Raw genomic sequence first — 20,364 nt, forward strand, 5'->3', positions numbered from 1 at the left:
GGGCGCACGCATATGCGCCATGAACTTTCCGGAGCCATGCCTGATGCCCGAATTCGATTACGACCTCTTCACCATTGGTGCCGGCTCTGGCGGCGTGCGCGCATCGCGCGTCTCTTCCGCTTACGGCGCCCGGGTTGCCGTGGCGGAGGAGTATCGGGTCGGCGGCACGTGCGTGATCCGCGGCTGCGTACCCAAGAAGATGCTCGTGTACGGTGCCCACTTCGCCGAGGATCTCGAAGACGCCAAGCATTTCGGCTGGGACATCCCGCATTGCACGTTCGATTGGGTCAAGCTGCGGGACAACGTGCTGTCGGACATCGATCGCCTCAATGGGATATATACTCAGACCCTTGAGAACAGCGGAGTCGAGATTTTTCACGACCGCGCGACGATCACGGGTCCGAACGAAATCACGCTGGCAAATGGCACGAAGAAGACTGCGGCCAAGATATTGGTGGCGACAGGTGCCCGCCCCCACGTTCCATCCTGCCCGGGGCACGAGCTTGGCATAACCTCGAACGAAGCATTCCATCTCGACGCCATTCCCAAACGCATCCTGATTGCGGGTGCCGGCTATATCGCCAATGAGTTTGCCGGCATCTTCCACCAGTTCGGGTCCAAGGTGACTCTCATCAACCGAACCGATCAGCTCCTGCGCGGCTATGATGAATCGCTGCGCGATCGCTTGCTGCAGATATCGATCATGAAAGGCATCGATTTCAGGTTTCATGCCGAGATACAGGGCATTGAAAAAACGTCCGAAGGGTGTCTGCGCGTATCGATGTCGGGCCATGAGCCGATCGAGGTCGACTGCGTTCTGTTTGCGACCGGACGGGTTCCCAACGTAGAGGACCTCGGGCTCGAATCCGTGGGGGTGGAACTCGACGACAAGAACGCGATCAAGGTGGATGCCAATTCGCGAACCAGCATCGATCACATCTATGCGATCGGCGACGTGACCAATCGCGTCCAGTTGACCCCCGTGGCCATCCGCGAAGGGCAGGCGTTCGCCGATACCGTGTTTGGCAGCAATCCACATACCGTGGACTATTCCTGCATCCCGAGCGCGGTCTTCAGCCATCCGCCGATCGCCAGCGTCGGCCTGACCGAGGCGCAGGCGAAGCAGAGCCTCGGCTCGGTGAAGGTCTATGAGAGCGATTTCAGGCCGATGAAAAACGTCGTGGCCCATCGCAGCGAGCGCTCGCTGTACAAGATGGTCTGCGATGGCATCACCGGCAGGGTCGTCGGCATCCACATGATTGGCCCCGACGCTCCCGAGATCATGCAGGCCGCCGCAGTGGCGGTAAAGGCGGGCCTGACCAAGGCTGACTTCGATGCGACCCTCGCCATCCATCCGACCATGGCCGAGGAACTCGTGCTGCTTAAGTAGGCAACCGACTGGTATCCGCAGGAAAAGCGCGCGCTCGGTTCCCTTGAAGTGCCTCGCAGGGTCCGAGCGCCCTCGCTGCCATGGTTGTTAATCGCGCGCTTAAACCTATTGACCTGTGGCCGCCTTCCTGCCTTAGGACAGGGCTCATCGTTCATGCGGGCAAGGAAAGCGGGAATGTCAGCAAACATCGCCGAGATGGAGAAGCGCCGGGCCGCTGCGCGGCTGGGCGGCGGCCAGCGCCGGATCGACGCGCAGCATGCCAAAGGCAAGCTTACTGCACGCGAACGCCTCGAAGTGCTGCTCGACGAGGACAGTTTCGAAGAGTTCGATACCTATGTCGAACATAACTGCGTCGATTTCGGGATGCTCGATCAGCCCAAGATCCCCGGGGACGGCGTCGTAACGGGATCGGGTACGATCAACGGCCGTCTGGTGTTCGTGTTCAGCCAGGACTTTACCGTCTTCGGCGGCGCGGTTTCCGAGCGTCACGCGATGAAGATCTGCAAGGTCATGGACCAGGCGATGAAGGTCGGTGCGCCGGTGATCGGCCTCAACGATTCCGGCGGCGCCCGCATCCAGGAAGGCGTAGCGTCCCTCGGCGGCTATGCCGAAATCTTCCAACGCAATGTGCTTGCCTCGGGCGTGGTGCCGCAGCTTTCGCTGATCATGGGCCCCTGCGCTGGCGGCGCCGTGTACTCGCCGGCCATGACCGACTTCATCTTCATGGTGAAGGACAGCTCGTACATGTTCGTCACCGGCCCGGACGTGGTGAAGACCGTCACCAACGAGATCGTCACCCAGGAAGAACTGGGCGGCGCCGTCGTACATTCCAGCAAGACCTCCGTTTCCGACCTCGCGTTGGAAAACGACATCGAAGCCTTGCTGGCGACGCGCGACTTTTTCGACTTTCTGCCGTCCTCGAATCGTGAAGAGGTGCCCGAGCGCCCCTGCGCAGATCCCTGGGATCGCCTGGAAGACAGCCTAGACACGATCATTCCGCCCTCGGCCAACCAGCCCTACGACATGCACGAGGTTATCCGTAAGACAGTCGACGAAGGCGAGTTCTTCGAGATCCAGCCGACGTACGCGCGGAACATCCTGATCGGCTTCGGACGTATCGAGGGCAAGACCGTGGGCATCGTCGCGAACCAGCCGATGGCGATGGCCGGCGTCCTCGACATCGACTCTTCGCGAAAGGGCGCGCGCTTCGTGCGCTTCTGCGACGCCTTCAACATCCCGATCATCACCTTCGTCGACGTGCCCGGCTTCCTGCCCGGCACCGACCAGGAGCATAACGGCATCATCAAGCATGGTGCCAAGCTGCTGTTCGCCTATGCCGAAGCGACCGTGCCGAAGATCACCGTCATCACCCGCAAGGCATATGGCGGCGCTTACGACGTGATGAGTTCGAAGCACTTGCGCGGCGATCTCAATTACGCCTGGCCGACCGCAGAGATAGCGGTGATGGGGGCAAAGGGCGCGGTCGAGATCATCTTCCGCGGCCAGGACGCGGACGGCATCGCCGCACGTACCAAGGAATACGAGGATCGGTTCGCCAATCCCTTCGTCGCCGCCAGCCGTGGCTACATCGACGAGGTGATCTATCCGCATTCGACACGCCGGCGGATTGCTCTGGGTCTGCGCAAGCTGCGCAACAAGAGCCTCGAGAATCCTTGGAAGAAGCACGACAACATCCCACTCTAGGAATTGAGGCCGTGCCTGCGGACATCCCAAGGGCGCGCGTCGAACCGTTGAGAAACCGAGGTTCGTTATGGAAGACGTCTACATCGTGAGCGGCGTGCGCACCGCCGTGGGGGATTTTGGTGGGTCGCTGAAGTCTTTCATGCCATCGGAACTTGGCGGCATGGTCGTGACCGAAGCGTTGAAGCGCGCGAACGTCGAGCCCGAAGCCGTGCAGCATGTCGTGGTCGGCCAGGTTATGCCGACCAGCGCACGCGACGAGATGCTGAGCCGGGTCATGGCGCTCAACTCAGGCATACCTGCGGCCGTCCCGGCACTGACCCTCAACCGTTTGTGCGGTTCGGGCGTACAGGCCATCGTGTCCGCCACGCAGATGATGAAGCTGGGCGAGGCGTCCATCACGGTCGCCGGCGGCGCGGAATCGATGTCTAACGTACCTTATCATGACCACGGCGTGCGCTGGGGCAAGAAGATGGGCGCCAACACGCAGGAAGACGCGCTGACGCTCGGGCTTTCGGACGCGATCGGCGGCTACCACATGGGCATCACCGCCGAGAACGTCGCCGAACGTCATCAGGTGACGCGCAACGACATGGACTCGCTTTCGGTCACGAGCCACCAGCGCGCGGCACGGGCCATCGCGGAAGGTCGCTTCAAGGAGCAGATCCTCCCGGTCGAGATCAAGACGCGCAAGGGCGTCACCGTGTTCGATACGGATGAACATGTGAAGGGCGACACCACGCTCGAAGTGCTCGGTGCCATGCGCACCGCGTTCAAGAAGGATGGCGTGGTCACCGCCGGCAACGCCTCGGGTATCAACGACGGCGCCGCGGCGGTGGTTCTGGCGACTGCCAGCGAAGTCGAGAGTCGTGGCCTGACCCCGTTCGCCAGGATCGTCGCCTGGGGCCATGCCGGCGTCGAGCCCGAATACATGGGCGAGGGTCCCATTCAGGCCGTGCCGATTGCGCTCAAGCGCGCTGGCCTCAGTCTCGCGCAGATGGATGTGATCGAGAGCAACGAGGCGTTCGCTGCCCAGGCGTGTGCCGTCGCCAAGGTGCTCGGCTTCGATCCCGAGAAGGTCAACCCGAACGGATCGGGCGTTTCGATCGGCCATCCGGTCGGCGCCACCGGCACGATGCTGACGATCAAGTGCATGTATGAACTAAAGCGCATCGGCGGTCGCTATGGCCTCATCACCATGTGCATCGGTGGCGGGCAGGGTATTGCGATGGTGATCGAGAACGTCGCAGACGCCGCATTGGAGCAGGCAGCATGAAGCTAGGTCGTCTCAATCATATCGGCGTCGCCACGCCCGATCTTGATGCCTCCATCGCGTTCTATCGCGACGTCATGGGCGCGACCGACATCACCGAACCGTTCGTGCTGGAAAGCCAGCAGGTACGCGTGTGCTTCGTGAACACGCCGGGCGAGGGCGGCACCGCTGGAACCCAGATCGAGCTGCTGCAGCCAACCACGCCAGATAGCGCCGTTGGCAAGTGGCTGGAAAAGAACCCGCTCGGTGGCCAGCACCACCTCTGCTACGAAGTGCCGGATATTCTCGAGGCCAAGGCCTGGTTCGACAGCCTTGGTAAGCGTGTGCTGGGTGAACCGCACGTCGGAGCGCACGGCACGATGATCTTCTTCGTCCACCCCAAGGACATGGGCGGACAGCTGACCGAGATCATGGAAACGCCCAAAGCGGCGCACTGACACGAGGCGGGAAGGTTGAACCCTTCTCGGCGAAGGCGACACTGAGGAACACGACGATGAGCGACACTCCCCAGCAGAATGGGCCAACGATCGAGACGAACCTGGGCGAAGACAGCGGCGCCGTGCCTGATACGCGCAAGCTCCCCGAGCCCTCGGCCAATCCAAATCTCGAGAAGTGGCGCGCGGCTGCCGACAAGGAGGTCAAGGGCAAGGACCTGACCTGGAACACGCCCGAAGGCATCGCGGTCAAGCCGCTCTACACCGCCGAGGACGTGACCGCCGAACCTGGCCTGCCGGGTTTCGCGCCGTTCACGCGTGGCGTGCGTGCCTCGATGTATGCCGGCCGGCCCTGGACAATCCGCCAGTACGCCGGCTTCTCGACCGCCGAGGAATCGAACGCATTTTACAAGCGCAACCTGGCCGCGGGGCAGAAGGGCCTATCGGTCGCCTTCGACCTTGCCACGCATCGCGGTTATGACAGCGACCATCCGCGCGTCACCGGCGATGTCGGCAAGGCCGGCGTTGCGATCGATACGCTCGAGGATATGAAGATCCTGTTCGACGGCATTCCGCTGGACAAGATGTCGGTCTCGATGACAATGAATGGCGCGGTGATCCCGATCCTGGCGTTTTTCATCGTCGCCGGTGAGGAGCAGGGCGTCGACCGCAAGCTGCTCGACGGGACCATCCAGAACGACATCCTCAAGGAGTTCATGGTCCGCAACACCTACATCTATCCTCCTGAGCCGAGCATGCGGATCATCTCGGACATCTTCGGCTATACCAGCCGCGAGATGCCCAAGTTCAACTCGATCTCGATCTCCGGCTATCACATGCAGGAAGCCGGCGCGACGCAGGTCCAGGAACTGGCCTTCACCATCGCCGATGGCATGGAGTATGTGAAATACGGCGTCGCCTCGGGCCTCGACATCGATAAGTTCGCAGGGCGCCTGAGCTTCTTCTTCGCAATCGGCATGAACTTCTTCATGGAGATCGCCAAGCTGCGAGCTGCGCGCGTGCTGTGGCACCGCGCGATGACACAGCTGGGCGCGCAGGACGAGCGTTCGAAGATGCTGCGCACTCACTGCCAGACCTCCGGCGTGTCGCTGCAGGAGCAGGACCCCTACAACAACGTGGTGCGCACCACGATCGAGGCGATGGCCTCGATGCTGGGCGGCACCCAGTCGCTGCACACCAACGCGCTCGACGAGGCGATCGCGCTGCCGACCGACTTCTCGGCGCGCATCGCGCGTAACACCCAGATCATCATCCAGGAAGAGACCGGGATGACCAAGGTGGTCGATCCGCTGGGTGGCTCCTACTATATCGAGGCGCTGACGCAGGAACTGGTCGACCAGGCTTGGGAGATCATCGAGCGGGTCCAGTCCGAAGGTGGCATGGCAAAGGCGGTCGCGGCAGGCTGGCCCAAGGCGATGATCGAGACCGCAGCCGCCGCCCGCCAGGCGCGGGTCGATCGCGGCGATGACGTGATCGTCGGCGTCAACAAGTACCGCCTAGCCACCGAGGATTTCCTCGAAACCCTCGAAGTCGACAACGCCAAGGTGCGCGAGGGGCAGATTGCCCGCATCGCCAAGACCAAGGCCGAGCGCGACGAGCCGGCATGCCAGGCGGCCCTGAAAGCGCTTCGCGATGGCGCTGCCGGCCAGTCGAGCATCGAGAACAACCTGCTCGCGCTCGCGGTCGACTGTGCCCGCGCGCGCGCCACGCTGGGCGAGATTTCGTCCGCGATGGAAGAGAGCTTCGCCCGCTACGGCACTCAGCCGACGCCGGTGAAGGGCGTTTACGGGGCACCTTACGCCGGCGACCCGCGCTGGCAGCAGGTTCTCGACGGCGTCGCCGCGGTGGAACGTCGCCTGGGTCGCAAGCCCAAGCTGATGGTCGCCAAGATGGGCCAGGACGGCCACGATCGCGGTGCCAACGTGATCGCCTCTGCGTTCGGCGATATGGGCTTCGATATCGTCTCCGGGCCGCTGTTCCAGACGCCCGAGGAAACCGTCGTGTTGGCGCTGGAGAACGACGTCGATGTGGTCGGCGCATCTTCGTTGGCAGCAGGCCACAAGACGCTGATCCCCGAGCTCGTCCAGCGCCTGCGTGAGGCTGGCCGCAACGACATCAAGGTGATCGCTGGCGGCGTGATCCCACCGCAGGACTACGAATATCTGCGCAATTCGGGGGTACAGGGCATCTACGGCCCTGGCTCGAACGTGGTCGAATGCGCTGCGGACGTGCTGCGCCTGCTGGGCCACAACATGCCGCCCGCTGGCGAAGAGCTGCAGGCGGCGGAGTAAGCCTGACCGTGAGCCACCAATCTCAGTTCTGGACGGCGGCCTTCGTCATGTTCCTGACCGGGATCGGCGTGCCCGTGCTCGCGGCGCTCAACGCCGGACTGGGCCGGGGGCTCGACAATGCCGCAGCGGCTACGTCGGTGTTGTTCGTGGGAGCCTTCGTGGTGTCACTCGGAGCGCTTGCCTTCGCTGGTGTTCCCTCGGTCGCGCAATTCAAGGCGGTTCCGCCGCAATACTTTTGCGGCGGCGTGTTCATGGTGTTCTACATCCTGTCGATCACCTACTTCGCGCCACGCATTGGATTGGGCAACGCGATCTTCTTCGTGCTGATCGGCCAGTTGGTGATGGCCGCTGCGGTCGATCACTTCGGGTGGTTCGGGTCGATCCGCACTCCGCTCGAAGCCAAGCGCGCCCTAGGCCTCGCCGTCATGTGCTTCGGCATCTATCTCGCAAAGCGAACCGTATGACTGACCAGACTTTCGAGCCCCGTATCGACTGGACGCGCGACGAGATCGCCGAGCTGTTCGACCTGCCCTTCACCGAACTGGTGTTCCGCGCCGCCGAAGTCCACCGGGCGAACCATGCGGCCAACGAGGTCCAGCTTTCGACGCTCCTGTCGATAAAGACCGGTGGCTGCGTCGAAGATTGCGGCTACTGCTCGCAGTCGGTGAAGGCGGACAGCGGCGTCAAGGCGACCAAGCTGCTCGAGGTTCAGCAAGTGCTGCAACGCGCGGCGCAGGCCCGAGATGCCGGTTCGACCCGCTTCTGCATGGGCGCCGCCTGGCGTAATCCCAAGGATCGGGACATGCCCGCCATCATCGAGATGGTGAAGGGCGTGCGCTCGATGGGTCTGGAAACCTGCATGACGCTGGGCATGCTGACCCCGGCGCAGGCGGATATGCTATCCGAGGCGGGGCTCGATTACTACAACCACAACATCGACACTTCGCCCGAACGCTATGACCAGGTGATCACCACCCGTACCATGGACGACCGCCTCGACACCCTGTCGAACGTGCGTATGGCCGGAATCAACGTCTGCTCGGGCGGCATCGTCGGCATGGGCGAGACCCGCGCCGACCGCGTCGGGTTCGTGCACACCCTCGCGACATTGCCAAGCCATCCGCAATCTGTCCCGGTCAACGCGCTGGTGCCGGTCAAGGGCACGGTACTTGGCGACATGCTGGCCGACACGCCGCTCGCGAAGATCGACGACGTGGAATTCGTGCGCACCGTCGCCGTGGCACGAATTACCATGCCACTCTCGATGGTACGACTGTCGGCCGGTCGTGAGTCCATGTCCGAAATGACGCAAGCGATGTGCTTCATGGCCGGCGCCAACTCGATCTTCACCGGCGATACGCTGCTTACCGCCCCCAACGCAGGCGACGACACCGATGCGGCGATGTTCGCCCGCCTCGGTATCAAGCCCATGGCGATCGCCCGAACCGAGGCCGAGTTCGAAGCCGAGCGCATGCCTGCGGGCTGCGCGAAGCTGGAAGCGGCCGAATGATCAGGATGGCGGGATCGATGCTGATGGCATTGGCCTGTCTTTCATGCGGGTCGGGTAGTGCCACCGCGGCCCAAACCGCCGCGGTGCCGATCGCGATCGGCGAAACACGCCAACTGACTTATGCGGATGGCGACAGCCGCCAGATCAACGTCTACCTTCCCGATGGCTACGGCGAGGGGGCGGAGCGCTATCCCGTACTCTACGTGATCGATGGCGGGCTTTCCCAGGATTTCCTGCATGTCGCAGGCACCAGCGCGCTCAACACCATCTGGGGCCGGTCGCTGCCGGTGATCGTCGTGGGGATCGAGACCAAGGATCGCCGCGCCGAACTCATCGGCAGCCCCGGCACGGCGGCTCAGCACGAGCAATATCCCACCGCCGGCCAGGCGGCCCGCTTCCGCGCTTTCCTGCGCGATCGGGTCAAGCCCCTGGTTGCGGCCAACTATCGCACCAACGGGGAAGACGGCGTGATCGGTGAGTCTCTCGCCGGCCTGTTCGTTGTCGAGACCTGGCTGCGCGAGCCCAGCTTGTTCGACCGTTATGCGGCCATCGATGCCAGCCTTTGGTGGCAGGATGGTGCGCTCTCCAAGGAAGCGGGTCGTCTGCTGGCCGGCAAGCAAACGCGCGGTCACCTGTATCTGACGTATTCCAACGAAGGGCCGGAAACCTCTAATGCGGCGGTCCGCGTCGCCGCCGCCGCTGGTCCGCTCGTGTGCTTCGTGCCGCGAACCGATCTGACCCACGCGACCGCCTATCACACCCTTTCGCCGCAGGCGCTACAGTTCCTGTTTCCGACCGCCAACAAGCATGACCCGGTTGCGGGTTTCGAGGTGACATGTTCAAGAAAATCCTGATCGCAAATCGTGGTGAGATCGCCTGCCGCGTCATCAAGACCGCGCGCCGCATGGGCATCGCGACCGTCGCCGTCTATTCGGACGCCGACGCGCGCGCGCCGTTCGTGCAGATGGCCGACGAGGCCGTGCACATCGGCCCGGCACCCGCCGCGCAGTCTTACCTGATCGCCGACAAGATCATTGCCGCCGCCAAGCAGACCGGCGCCGACGCGGTCCACCCGGGCTACGGCTTCCTGTCCGAGCGGACCTCGTTCGCCGAAGCGCTCGCCGCCGAGGGCATCGCCTTCGTCGGCCCGCCAGTGAACGCCATCGCGGCGATGGGTGACAAGATCGAGTCCAAGAAGCTGGCCATGAAGGCCGGCGTCAACGTCGTCCCCGGCTTCGTCGGCGAGATCGAAGACACCGAGCATGCGGTCCGCATCTCCGAAGAGATCGGCTACCCGGTGATGATGAAGGCGTCGGCCGGCGGCGGCGGCAAGGGCATGCGCCTCGCCTATTCCGAGCAGGACGTGCGCGAAGGCTTTGAGGCGACCAAGCGCGAGGGCCTGAATTCGTTCGGCGATGACCGCGTGTTCATCGAGAAGTTCATCCTCAACCCGCGCCACATCGAGATCCAGATCCTGGGCGATCAGCACGGCAACATCCTCTACCTGAACGAGCGTGAATGCTCGATCCAGCGGCGCCATCAGAAGGTGGTCGAGGAAGCGCCGTCGCCGTTCGTCACGCCCAAGATGCGCAAGGCGATGGGCGAACAGTGCGTCGCGCTGTCGCGTGCGGTGGGCTACTACTCGGCCGGTACGGTGGAACTGATCGTCTCGGGCGCGGATCCGACGGGCGAGAGCTTCTACTTCCTCGAGATGAACACCCGCCTGCAGGTGGAGCACCCCGTTACCGAGGCGATCACCGGCATCGACCTGGTCGAACAGATGATCCGCGTCGCCGCCGGTGAGAAGCTCGCGTTCACGCAGGACGACATCGGCATCGACGGCTGGGCGATCGAGAACCGCGTTTACGCCGAAGATCCCTATCGCGGGTTCCTGCCATCGACCGGGCGCTTGGTGCGCTATCAGCCGCCGGTGGACGGCTGGACCGACGACGGTCAGGCCAATGGCCGCCGCGGCATCGATGGCGTGCGCGTCGATGACGGCGTCTACGAAGGCGGCGAAGTCTCGATGTTCTACGATCCGATGATCGCCAAGCTGATCACCTGGGGCGAGACCCGCGACGAGGCGGCGGACAAGCAGATCGCCGCGCTCGACACCTTCGAGATCGAAGGCCTGGGCCACAACATCGACTTCGTCTCTGCCATCATGCAGCACCCGCGCTTCCGCTCGGGCGAGCTGACCACCGGCTTCATCGCCGAGGAGTATCCGGACGGCTTCGTCGGGGCGGCCGCGTCGGACGAGACCAAGGCCAAGATCGCTGCTGTTGCCGGCTTCATCGCCACCGCGCGGGCCGACCGCTCGCGGCGGATCGACGGACAGCTTGGCAGGACGCTGGCGCCGCCGTCGGAGTGGACGGTGACGATCGACAAGGATGCCTATGACGTCGTAATCGACGAAGACGATGTCACGGTGAATGGCAGCAGCGTCGAATTGGCGATGGAATACACGCCAGGCGATCGCCTGATCGAAGCCGAAGTCGATGGCGACGTGATGGGCCTCAAGGTCGAGCCCACGCGCAATGGCCTGAAGGTCACCACGCGCGGGGCGATCCACAAGGTCGGCGTGCTGCCCACGCGTCTGGCGCCGTTGTCGGTGCACATGATCGAGAAGGTCGCGCCCGATCTTTCGCGCTTCCTGATCTGCCCGATGCCCGGCCTGCTGGTCTCGCTCCATGTCGCCGAGGGCGACAAGGTCGAACTGGGTCAGCCGCTCGCGGTGATCGAGGCGATGAAGATGGAGAACATCCTGCGCGCCGAGAAGTCCGGGACCGTCAAGGCGGTCAATGCCGAGGCTGGCCAGAGCCTGGCGGTCGACGCAGTGATCCTCGAACTGGAATAGGCCCGTGCATCTGGATCACGACCCGGCGGCAGCCGCGAGCGAGGACATCGCGTTCGACGACTTCCTCCGGGTCGATATCCGCATCGGCACCGTGATCGCCGCCGAGGTCTACGAAGGCGCGCGCAAGCCCAGCTTCAAGTTGCGGATCGATTTCGGTCCCGGCGTGGGCGAACGCCGCAGCGTCGGCCAGGTCGCGGCGCTCTACACGCCCGAGGAACTGATCGGCCGGCAAGTCGCGGCGGTGGTGAATTTTCCGCCACGCCAGATCGGCAAGGCTTTGTCTGAAGCGCTGACCTTGGGGTTCGCGGACGAGGAGGGCAGGGTGGTCCTGTTCTCTCCCGACAAGGCCGTGCCCAACGGCTCGCGCCTGTTCTGATGACCGCCTTTGCGCAAGTGCTGGACGAAGCACGTGTCGTGAAAGGGGGGCGGATCGTGGTCGTGCCGGAAAGCTGGCACCAGGGCCGGACGGCTTACGGGGGATTCTCGTCTGCGATCGCCCTCGCCGAAGCCATGCGCATCGGGGGTCCGCTTCCGCCGCTGCGATCGGCACAGATCGCGATGATGGCTCCGCTCGCCGGGGAGATTACCATCAGCGCAAAACTTATGCGGCAGGGACGTAACGCGACATGGATCGCTGTGGAGATCTCGACCGAACGCGGTATCGGGCTCGCGGCGAATTTCGTGTTCATGCAGCCGGTGCACAGCGCGTTGACGATCCAGTATGCGCAGCCGCGAGGCGATCTGATAGCAAGGGAGCATGCTCGCACCTTCGAGAATGCTCGCGCGCCAGCATTTCTGCAAAATCATTTTGAAGTGCGTTTTGCGCTGGCACGAAGCGAACGACCGCTCCCCGACGTATGCTGGTGGGTGCGCCCCCTCGATCATGCGCGGCTCGATCCGACAGTCGCGCTGTTACTCGCGGCGGACGCGCTTCCACCGGGAGTCATGCCGCTCGTGGCGCTGCAAACGCCAGTGAGCACGATGCACTGGCAGGTCAATCTGCTGACGGCGATGCCCAAGACCAACGACGGTTGGTGGCTGCTGCGGTCCATCGGTGATCATGCCCTGGACGGTGGATCAAGCCAGCGCATGACGGCGTGGAACGCCGACGGGGTTCCCGCCATGGCCGGATTGCAGTCAATCGCCTTGTTTGGATGACGTAGCGTCATGGCTGCCTAGGCCGACGCCGTCGCTGGCCCTGGCTATTGTGGTGCCAACACCTTGCCCAGTGTCAGCTTAAGCACCACGAAAGCGATCAGCCCGATTGCCGCTGCAGCCACATGCAGCAGCCAGAAGTGGACCGTGTCCATCGTCGAGTACCATCCGCCGACAACGCCGACGATCTTGTTCGTCGCGAAGAACGCCAGGTAGTACAGGCCGACAACAGTGCCCGTGAGTGCCCGGGGTGCGACCTTGGTGAACAAGGCCAGGCTGACCGGCAGGGTGTGTGCGAAGCCGATCGAATTGAGGATGTGGAACATGACGGGCCAGAACAGCCCGATCTTTCCACTACCTTGCAATGAGGCGGCGATAACGAGGCAAAGCCCGCCAGCTACCGTGAAGGCACTGCCGATGATCATTTTGCCCAGCTCGTCGGGCTCGCGGCCGGTACGATCCGCGTACCATTTCCAGAATGCCGTTACCGCCACGAGGAGCGTGAAACTGGTCGTGGCATCCATCGTGATCATCCAGCTTGTCGGCGCGGTATAGCCGGCGAATGTGAGTTGGAAGTGTTGATCTGCCCAGATCAGGTAGGCGTTGAAAATCTCCTGGTTGGTCAGAAGGACAAGTGCCAGGATCGGGATCAACGCCAGGAGTACCAACAAGCGCGGAACATCGCTCGCCTGCAGCTTTTCGCCCGGGATCGCTGACGCGGTCTTCGAGCGCCGCTCGGGCGGCAACCATGGCTTGGCGAAGATATACGCGGCAAGTCCGAAAACCATGACGACGCCGGCACAGCCAAAGCCGTAATGCCAGCTGACCTGCTCACCCAGCGTTCCCGATATCAGCGGTGCGGCGATGACGCTCACCTGGATCGCAATGTAGAAAAGCTGGAACGCCATGGCCCGGCGCATATCCTTGGGGCCGTACAACTCGCCAACCTGGCTGGCGATGTTCCCCTTGAACAGTCCGACGCCGATGATCAGGCATACCAGCGCAAGCAGGAACGCACTTTCGAACGCCATGAGGAAGTGGCCCAGCGCCATGACCGCTCCCCCGAGGATCAGGGTCGCACGGCGGCCGAGCCAACGGTCGGCGATGATACCGCCCAGGATGGGCGTAAGATAGACCAGCGCGGTGTAATCGCCGAAGATGGCAGAAGCCAGTTGCTGACCCTCGCGTCCATCGTACCAACCGTGCTGCAGCATCTGGAGGCCCGCGACGTGGCCGATATTTTCGGGCAGTAGCAGATATTTGACCATGTACAGCACCAGCAAGGTCTGCATGGAATAATAGGAGAAACGCTCGCAGCCTTCGACAAAGGCGAGGAAGCCCAGACCTTTGGGATGACCCAAAAATGCGCGATCGGCTTTTTCCAGATCGATCACAGGCGTGGTTTCAGCTGCGGTCATGGTGGATCCGTTGAGGAACGATGGTGTTCAAGGCTAGAAGCTGGGGCGTGCCTTGTCACCACCGCTGCTTGTTCGAGCTTCGATGATCACGCGAACAGGTGGCGGTCCGTTCCGTCGTCACGGCCTGACCTAACGGGTGAGCTCATCGTCGAGGAAGGCGGCAACGTCCGCAAGGCTGACATCGCGATCGAGAAAGGCTTCGCCGATCCCTCTCAACAGCAGGAAGGGCAGGGTGCCAGCATCCATCTTCTTGTCATGTAGCATGTGCGCCACCAGCGTCTCCCCATCGCAATCGAGCGGCAGCGCGCTCAATCTTGCTGGCAAGCCAATCGCTTCGATATGCCGCGCCGCACGCTCGGCATCTTCGTGGGGCATAAGGTCTTTACGGGCCGAATAGCGCGCAGCGAGCACCATCCCCATCGCGACGGCCTCGCCATGCAGCAGGGCAGCGCCGAACCCGGTCTGCGCTTCGAGCGCGTGGCCGAACGTATGCCCGAGGTTCAGCAGTGCACGCGTGCCGTTACGCTCGAACTCGTCCGCGGCCACTATGCGCGCTTTGGCGGTGACATTGTGCGCGACGGCGTACTCGCGCAAGGCGATATCCCCGGCCAGCATCGCAGCGCCGTTCGCCTCGCACCACGCGAAGAACGTGGCATCGCCCAGCAGGCCGTACTTGATGACCTCGGCATAGCCGGCCAGCAACTCGCGCCTGGGCAGAGTGTCGAGGACCGACAGATCTGCGAGGACAAGCGCAGGCTGGTGGAACGCACCGACCAGGTTCTTGCCCGCCGGGGTATTGATCGCGGTCTTGCCGCCGACACTGGAGTCGACTTGTGCCAGCAGTGTCGTCGGCACCTGGATGAAGTTGCAACCTCGCTTGAGCATGGATGCGCAAAACCCGGTAAGATCGCCGATGACGCCGCCGCCAAGCGCGATGATGTGGTCGCCACGTTCGACCTCGATCGACAACAGCCAGTTGACGGTAGCCGCAAGCTCGTCCCAACTTTTGGTTTGCTCGCCTGGGGGGAGGATGCGCCACAAGGGCTCATGACCTTCGGCACGCAACGCGTCCTCGACGGTGGCGCCCCATCGCGCGTGGACGTTCGCATCCGTTATGATCGGCACACCGCGCTTGCGCAGCCGTCCGCGGCAATGCCCGGCAAGCTTCTCCAACAGGCCGGTGCCGACATGAACGTCGTAAGGGCGCCCGGCGACGTCGACCGATATCACAGCCATTGCGAGATCCCTTGCAGCACCCGGTTGACGGTCTGGGTGTGAGGCCCGGTCGCGCTGATCACGTGGATCTGCGCCATTCGATAGTGCGGCGCGCGCTCGTCTCGCAAGCGGCCGAGAATCTCGCGAGGATCGCCATCGCGCAGGAGGGGGCGGTTGTCCTTGCGCGCGGTGCGATCGACGAGCGTATCGACGTCGCTGTCGAGCCATACCGCGATCGCGCTATCCAGGATGAGCTGGCGCGTCCCTTCGTTGCAGAAGGCGCCGCCGCCCGTGGCGATGACGCTGCGCTTGCGATCCTCGGCCAGCAGTCGTGCGATCACCCGCCGCTCTCCGTCACGAAAGTAGCCCTCGCCAAACTCGGCGAAGATCTCGGGTATCGTCATGCGGGCGGATAGTTCGATCTCGTCGTCGGCATCGACGAAGGGCCAACGCAGAACCGTCGCCAACCGCTTGCCGACGCTCGATTTGCCGACACCCATCATCCCCACCAGCACGATGGGACGATCGATCTTCCGCGCTAACTCGGCGATGTCCTGATCGGAAAAGCGTGGCTGTGGATGGTCCATTGCAGCCGCCCCTATAGTTGCGCTAGGTCCGCGCGCAAGCATCGTTGAGGAAGTCGGTTGAAGCGGTTGATTGGCAGACGGACTGTAGTGACGGCACTCGCTTTGCCGGTGCTGGCTTTGCTCGGCTATGCCTGGATCGATGGCGGCCGCCAGCCTCTGCGTCAGATCGATGAGTCCCTCCCGATACCAAGGCCCGTGAAGTGAGAAGGGTTCTGGGCGTCTCGGGCGCTTTGTTGGCGCTGACGTCCGCTCTTGCGCTCGCGCAGGGCGCGCCGGAATCGCTGTTGCCGCCGGGTCTTGGTGAGCCGAGCCCTCTGCCATCGGCGCGGACTACACCTTCGGCCCCTCGCACCCCTTTATCACCAGCGCCCAGACCGGTGGCTACCGCTACGCCGGTCGTGCAGACGCTTCCGGGTGGATCGCAAGTCGTTTCGCTATCGCCCGGCGCGCCTGGTGGGGATGGCTTGCATACCGTCAAGCGGTTGCCGTCCCTTGATGAGCTGGCGCAAATGACGCCGGAGGATTTCCAGGATCTGCTGGGCCTCAAGCCGGACTTCGACATGCCGGCAGGTGCGCGCCGGGCGATGAGTCAGGTCGGGCTGCTCGACATGAGTGAGGGAGGGCTCGACGGGTCGGTACTGGCGAGCCAGAACGGTCGTCTGATCCGCCTTGCGCTCGCCGCCAATCGCGGGCCGATGGTATCGCGGTGGGGGCATATCCTGCTGCGTCGCGCTCTGATTTCGCGGCTCGATGCGCCGCGCGGCATGGCTCCGCAGGAGTTCCTGGCATTGCGTGTCGGTCTGCTGCTGCGCATGGGCGAGAGCGATGCCGCTCGTGCGATCCTGCAGGATGTGGATGCGGGTAACTTCACGCCCGACCTTGATGGCGTCGCGCTCGATGCCTATGCCGACGCCGCCGATTTCACCGGCGTGTGTCCCGTGTTGACCACGCAAGGAGCGGCGCGCGATGATGCGCAGTGGAACGTGGCCAAGTCTATCTGCACCGCCTTTCGCGGCAATGGCCCGGCCGCGATCGCCCAGCTCGATCGATATCGCTTTCGTGGGACGATGCCGCGGATCGACCTGTTACTGGCGCAGAAATACGTCGGCGCCGCGGGACGCTCACGCAGGGCGACGACGATCGAGTGGGATGGTGTCGACGACATGACGCCATGGCGCTTCGGTCTGACGAATGCCGTCGGGCTCGCTCCGCCCGCCAGCATCATGGCGGATGCCGACGCTCGCTATGATTCCGTGGCAGCGCTGGCGCCGATGATCGGCCTGACTCGACGCGCCGCCGCAGCCGACCGCGCCGGTGCCAGCGGGGTGTTTTCGAGCGCCGCTATGGTTGATCTTTACAGCCAGCTTTATGCCGAGCCCGATGTTACCGGCGAGTGGTCCGATCGTGCGGAGAAGCTGCGCGACGCCTATGTGCTGGAGGATCCAGCAGCGCGGCTCGCCGCAATGCGCTCGCTTTGGGAGGGCGGCAAGCTTGCGCAGGAGGGCTATTCCCGTAAGGTTCTAACCGCTTACGCAGCGGCTCGCCTGCCGGCCAGCGCGACGATGGTCGACAGTGCAGATGCGCTGATCGCCTCCATGCTCGCAGCAGGGCTGGACGCGAACGCGATGCGTTGGGCCAACGTGGTGAATGCGGGCAGCGATGGCTGGGCCATGCTCGTGCTTGCTGCTCCCCAACGAACAGGCGCGGTGGATACCGGTGACATCGACAAATTCGTCGAGGCCGATGACACCGCGGGAGCGCGCAAGTCGGCGTTTCTCGTCGCCGGACTTGCCGGTCTTGGCCGGATCGACAATGGCAGCGCAGGCAGCTACTCCGCCAACCTCAAGCTGGGGTTGGGCCAGACGTCGCGTTGGACGCAGACAATCGATGCGGCGGCACGCAGCGGCGACGTGACGACAGTGGCGTTCCTGGCCGGCCTTGGCATGCAAGGCGTAAGCTGGTCGCAGATGACGCCGCGTTACCTCTATCATATCGTGTCAGCCTTACGCTCGGTAGGCTTCGACGCCGAGGCCCGCATGATCGCCGCCGAGGCGGTCGCGCGAGCCTGAGCCATGCCGGATCCGCTCGAACCAAGAGCGTCCGAACCGACCGGCGATGCCGTCGAGGCGTTCCTGGCAATGCTTGCCGCGGAACGCGGTGCCTCACGCAACACGATCGACGCCTATCGGCGCGATCTTGCCGCCACCCGATTAGCAATCGGTGACCCTGCGAGAGCCGAGGGGCCACAACTGGCTTCACTTGGAGAGACCTGGACGGACCTGGCCGCATCGAGCCTGGCGCGGCGCTGTTCGGCACTGCGGCAATTCTACGGTTTCCTTGTGGATGAGGGTCTTCGTCAGAACGACCCTTCAGCGGCTCTGCCCCGCCCGCAGACCCGGCGTCCGTTGCCGCGGCTTCTGTCTCGCGAGGAAGTCGTACGCTTGCTTGCCCTTGCGGAGGATGAGGCTGCCACAGACCATCCGCCGGCGGTCCGCCTGTTATGTCTGCTCGAGTTGCTCTATGGCTCGGGTCTGCGCGCGAGTGAACTCGTCAGCCTGCCCTTGAACGCGGTACCACGCGACGCGCCATTCCTGCACATCACGGGGAAGGGCGGCCAGCAACGGATGGTGCCGGTTAGCACGCGCGCGAGACAGGCGTTGTCACGCTGGCTGAGGTTTCGCGCGACCGCTCCGCGCTTCCTGTTCCCGTCGCGAGGGATCGATGGACATCTTACCCGGGTACGTCTTTTCCAACTACTGCGAGAACTCGCGGTCCGGGCCGATATCGACCCTGCGCGTGTCTCGCCCCATGTGCTGCGGCATGCCTTCGCGACGCATCTGCTGGAAGGTGGCGCGGATCTGCGCGTTTTGCAGATGCTGCTCGGCCACACCGATATCGCGACGACACAGATCTACACGCATGTCGACAGCGCGCGGCTTGTCGCTCTGGTAAATGCGCGGCATCCTCTTGCTCAAGCCGATGCGGGCTAACGCATCGGATCGAGAGTTGGAGAGCGGAGCAATGCGACAGCGCAAACGAACGGGTAGGGCGATCGTCGCACTTGCAATGGCAGGTGCAGCGACTTTCGTAGCGACAGGCGGCAAGGCGGCGGTCGATGGCCCAGTCGGCGGCGTAGCCGCCATAAGCGCGTCCGACAAGGCGCAGGGTGCCAAAGCGAACCCGGCCTTGCTGGCGGAATACGGCGGACGCCTGACTGGCCCTCAAGCTACTTATGTCGAGGCGATCGGCAAGACCATCGCGCTTCAATCAGGTCTCGGGAATGCCCGCAGCGACTTCACCGTGGCGCTGCTGAATTCGCCCGTCAACAATGCCTTCGCAATCCCCGGTGGCTACATCTACGTCACCCGCCAACTCGCGGCACTGATGAACAACGAAGCCGAGCTTGCCGGCGTGCTCGGGCACGAAGTCGGCCATGTCGCGGCTCGCCACTCGGCAAAGCGACAGAAGGCGGCAACCCGAAATTCCATCATCGGTGCAGTGGGCGCGCTTCTGTCGGGTGTTCTGCTGGGTGATGGCGGTTTCGGCCAGCTCGGGCAGCGGGTCTTCTCGCAGGGATCGCAACTGTTGACGCTGCAGTTCTCGCGCAGCCAGGAACTCGAGGCCGATGCGCTTGGCATCAGCTACCTCAAGCGTGCCGGCTACGATCCGCGCGCCATGGCAACGGTCCTGGAAAGCCTGGGCCGGCAGACTGCCCTGGAAGCCCGGCTGCGTGGCAACGGCAACCAGGTGCCGGAGTGGGCATCGACGCACCCCGACCCGGCCTCACGCGTTCGCGACGCGCTCTCGCGCGCTGGCGCGAACCCGGGCGGCAGGACCAATCGTGACGCGTTCCTCGCTGGCGTGGACGGTCTGACGTATGACGACGATCCGCGGCAAGGCATAGTGGAAGGCCGCACGTTCAAGCATCCCGACTTGCGGCTATCGTTTGTCGCACCCGAGGGCTTCACTGTCGTGAATGGCACCGCGTCGGTCTCCATCAGCGGCCAGTCGGGCAAGGCCGAGTTCGCTTCCGCGCGCTTCGATGGCGATCTTGACCGTTATATCGAGGGCGTTTTTGCCGGGCTGACGGAGAGTGGCCAGCCGCGCTTGCAGGCTGAGACGTTTGAGACCGCGACCGTAAATGGGATTTCGGCCCGTTACGGCGTCGTCCGGACGCAGGGCAGCAGCGGCGCCTTGGACGTTGCCGTCTTCGCTTACGATTTCGGCGGTGGCAAAGCCTATCATTTCGTCTCGATCACGCAGGCCGGCAATGCAGGGGTATTCAACCCGATGTTCCGATCGATGCGGCGACTGTCTGGGACGGAAGCCACGAGCGTGAAGGCCCGGCGATTGAGCGTCATCACGGTCAAACCCGGCGATACCATCAAGTCGCTTTCGGCCCGAATGGCGTACGAGGATGCGCCACTGGAGCGCTTCCTTGTCCTCAACGGATTGCGGGAGAATACGCCATTGGCGATTGGTCAGAAGGTGAAGATCATCGTGTCTTCATGA

General features: G+C 63.6%; 17 protein-coding genes. 14 read left to right on the forward strand and 3 right to left on the reverse strand.

Annotated elements, in window-relative coordinates:
- The first annotated feature begins 43 nt into the window (after positions 1-43).
- From gor to ACXJ1Z_RS16475, 11 genes are all read left to right on the forward strand, one after another.
- The gene (gor, locus tag ACXJ1Z_RS16425) at positions 44-1,390 is read left to right on the forward strand and encodes a glutathione-disulfide reductase (protein ID WP_463778115.1); all 1,347 of its coding nucleotides are present in this window, start codon (positions 44-46) and stop codon (positions 1,388-1,390) included.
- A 174-nt stretch (positions 1,391-1,564) separates the two neighbouring features.
- Entirely contained in the window at positions 1,565-3,094 is a 1,530-nt protein-coding gene (locus ACXJ1Z_RS16430) for an acyl-CoA carboxylase subunit beta (protein ID WP_463778117.1), read from the forward strand.
- A 67-nt stretch (positions 3,095-3,161) separates the two neighbouring features.
- Entirely contained in the window at positions 3,162-4,367 is a 1,206-nt protein-coding gene (gene bktB / locus ACXJ1Z_RS16435; RefSeq protein ID WP_463778118.1) for a beta-ketothiolase BktB, read from the forward strand.
- Positions 4,364-4,801 (forward strand): methylmalonyl-CoA epimerase, encoded by a 438-nt coding sequence (gene mce, locus ACXJ1Z_RS16440; RefSeq protein ID WP_463778120.1) that lies wholly within the window; start codon positions 4,364-4,366, stop codon positions 4,799-4,801. Before bktB ends, mce begins: the two co-directional genes overlap by 4 nt.
- A gap of 56 nt (positions 4,802-4,857) precedes the next feature.
- On the forward strand, positions 4,858-7,110 hold the full coding sequence (scpA, locus tag ACXJ1Z_RS16445) for a methylmalonyl-CoA mutase (protein WP_463778121.1): 2,253 nt from the start codon (positions 4,858-4,860) through the stop codon (positions 7,108-7,110).
- A gap of 8 nt (positions 7,111-7,118) precedes the next feature.
- Positions 7,119-7,574 carry a DMT family transporter gene (locus ACXJ1Z_RS16450; protein ID WP_463778123.1) on the forward strand — a complete coding sequence of 152 codons (456 nt, stop codon included), beginning with the start codon at positions 7,119-7,121 and terminating at the stop codon, positions 7,572-7,574.
- On the forward strand, positions 7,571-8,620 hold the full coding sequence (gene bioB / locus ACXJ1Z_RS16455) for a biotin synthase BioB (protein ID WP_463778124.1): 1,050 nt from the start codon (positions 7,571-7,573) through the stop codon (positions 8,618-8,620). Before ACXJ1Z_RS16450 ends, bioB begins: the two co-directional genes overlap by 4 nt.
- Before the next feature lie 23 nt (positions 8,621-8,643).
- Positions 8,644-9,474, forward strand: a complete 831-nt coding sequence (locus ACXJ1Z_RS16460; RefSeq protein WP_463778125.1) for an alpha/beta hydrolase — start codon at positions 8,644-8,646, stop codon at positions 9,472-9,474.
- Positions 9,456-11,477 (forward strand): ATP-binding protein, encoded by a 2,022-nt coding sequence (locus ACXJ1Z_RS16465; RefSeq protein ID WP_463778127.1) that lies wholly within the window; start codon positions 9,456-9,458, stop codon positions 11,475-11,477. Before ACXJ1Z_RS16460 ends, ACXJ1Z_RS16465 begins: the two co-directional genes overlap by 19 nt.
- A 4-nt stretch (positions 11,478-11,481) precedes the next feature.
- The gene (locus tag ACXJ1Z_RS16470) at positions 11,482-11,853 is read left to right on the forward strand and encodes a tRNA-binding protein (protein ID WP_463778128.1); all 372 of its coding nucleotides are present in this window, start codon (positions 11,482-11,484) and stop codon (positions 11,851-11,853) included.
- A complete protein-coding gene (locus ACXJ1Z_RS16475) occupies positions 11,853-12,635 on the forward strand; it encodes an acyl-CoA thioesterase domain-containing protein (protein ID WP_463778130.1) in 783 nt (260 codons plus the stop codon). The genes ACXJ1Z_RS16470 and ACXJ1Z_RS16475 overlap by 1 nt, the downstream gene beginning before the upstream one ends.
- 44 nt (positions 12,636-12,679) lie before the next feature.
- On the opposite strand, the gene ACXJ1Z_RS16480 is transcribed toward ACXJ1Z_RS16475, so the two are convergent.
- The 3 genes from ACXJ1Z_RS16480 to ACXJ1Z_RS16490 all read right to left on the reverse strand — a co-directional run bounded on the left by ACXJ1Z_RS16480 (position 12,680) and on the right by ACXJ1Z_RS16490 (position 15,852).
- Entirely contained in the window at positions 12,680-14,050 is a 1,371-nt protein-coding gene (locus ACXJ1Z_RS16480; RefSeq protein WP_463778132.1) for a peptide MFS transporter, read from the reverse strand.
- 129 nt (positions 14,051-14,179) lie between these two features.
- Complete coding sequence (aroB, locus tag ACXJ1Z_RS16485) at positions 14,180-15,286, reverse strand: 3-dehydroquinate synthase (RefSeq protein ID WP_463778133.1); 1,107 nt, start codon at positions 15,284-15,286, stop codon at positions 14,180-14,182.
- Positions 15,277-15,852, reverse strand: a complete 576-nt coding sequence (locus ACXJ1Z_RS16490; protein WP_463778135.1) for a shikimate kinase — start codon at positions 15,850-15,852, stop codon at positions 15,277-15,279. The genes aroB and ACXJ1Z_RS16490 overlap by 10 nt, the downstream gene beginning before the upstream one ends.
- Positions 15,853-16,229: 377 nt before the next feature.
- Here ACXJ1Z_RS16490 and ACXJ1Z_RS16495 point away from each other — a divergent pair, with 377 nt between their 5' ends.
- The 3 genes from ACXJ1Z_RS16495 (at position 16,230) to ACXJ1Z_RS16505 (ending at position 20,364) form a co-directional block, all read left to right on the forward strand.
- Positions 16,230-17,921 carry a hypothetical protein gene (locus ACXJ1Z_RS16495; protein WP_463778136.1) on the forward strand — a complete coding sequence of 564 codons (1,692 nt, stop codon included), beginning with the start codon at positions 16,230-16,232 and terminating at the stop codon, positions 17,919-17,921.
- Between the two features lie 3 nt (positions 17,922-17,924).
- Positions 17,925-18,842 (forward strand): tyrosine recombinase, encoded by a 918-nt coding sequence (locus ACXJ1Z_RS16500; protein WP_463778137.1) that lies wholly within the window; start codon positions 17,925-17,927, stop codon positions 18,840-18,842.
- A gap of 76 nt (positions 18,843-18,918) precedes the next feature.
- A complete protein-coding gene (locus tag ACXJ1Z_RS16505) occupies positions 18,919-20,364 on the forward strand; it encodes a M48 family metalloprotease (RefSeq protein ID WP_463778139.1) in 1,446 nt (481 codons plus the stop codon).

The organism is Novosphingobium sp. TK46, assembly GCF_055361525.1.

Excerpts from the sequence above, each read along its gene's own strand:
- gor (WP_463778115.1), top strand. The coding sequence starts at position 44 with ATGCCCGAATTCGATTACGACCTCTTCACCATTGGTGCCGGCTCTGGC.
- ACXJ1Z_RS16430 (WP_463778117.1), top strand. The coding sequence starts at position 1,565 with ATGTCAGCAAACATCGCCGAGATGGAGAAGCGCCGGGCCGCTGCGCGG.
- bktB (WP_463778118.1), top strand. The coding sequence starts at position 3,162 with ATGGAAGACGTCTACATCGTGAGCGGCGTGCGCACCGCCGTGGGGGAT.
- mce (WP_463778120.1), top strand. The coding sequence starts at position 4,364 with ATGAAGCTAGGTCGTCTCAATCATATCGGCGTCGCCACGCCCGATCTT.
- scpA (WP_463778121.1), top strand. The coding sequence starts at position 4,858 with ATGAGCGACACTCCCCAGCAGAATGGGCCAACGATCGAGACGAACCTG.
- bioB (WP_463778124.1), top strand. The coding sequence starts at position 7,571 with ATGACTGACCAGACTTTCGAGCCCCGTATCGACTGGACGCGCGACGAG.
- ACXJ1Z_RS16460 (WP_463778125.1), top strand. The coding sequence starts at position 8,644 with ATGGCATTGGCCTGTCTTTCATGCGGGTCGGGTAGTGCCACCGCGGCC.
- ACXJ1Z_RS16465 (WP_463778127.1), top strand. The coding sequence starts at position 9,456 with ATGTTCAAGAAAATCCTGATCGCAAATCGTGGTGAGATCGCCTGCCGC.
- ACXJ1Z_RS16475 (WP_463778130.1), top strand. The coding sequence starts at position 11,853 with ATGACCGCCTTTGCGCAAGTGCTGGACGAAGCACGTGTCGTGAAAGGG.
- ACXJ1Z_RS16480 (WP_463778132.1), bottom strand. The coding sequence starts at position 14,050 with ATGACCGCAGCTGAAACCACGCCTGTGATCGATCTGGAAAAAGCCGAT.
- aroB (WP_463778133.1), bottom strand. The coding sequence starts at position 15,286 with ATGGCTGTGATATCGGTCGACGTCGCCGGGCGCCCTTACGACGTTCAT.
- ACXJ1Z_RS16490 (WP_463778135.1), bottom strand. The coding sequence starts at position 15,852 with ATGGACCATCCACAGCCACGCTTTTCCGATCAGGACATCGCCGAGTTA.
- ACXJ1Z_RS16500 (WP_463778137.1), top strand. The coding sequence starts at position 17,925 with ATGCCGGATCCGCTCGAACCAAGAGCGTCCGAACCGACCGGCGATGCC.
- ACXJ1Z_RS16505 (WP_463778139.1), top strand. The coding sequence starts at position 18,919 with ATGGCAGGTGCAGCGACTTTCGTAGCGACAGGCGGCAAGGCGGCGGTC.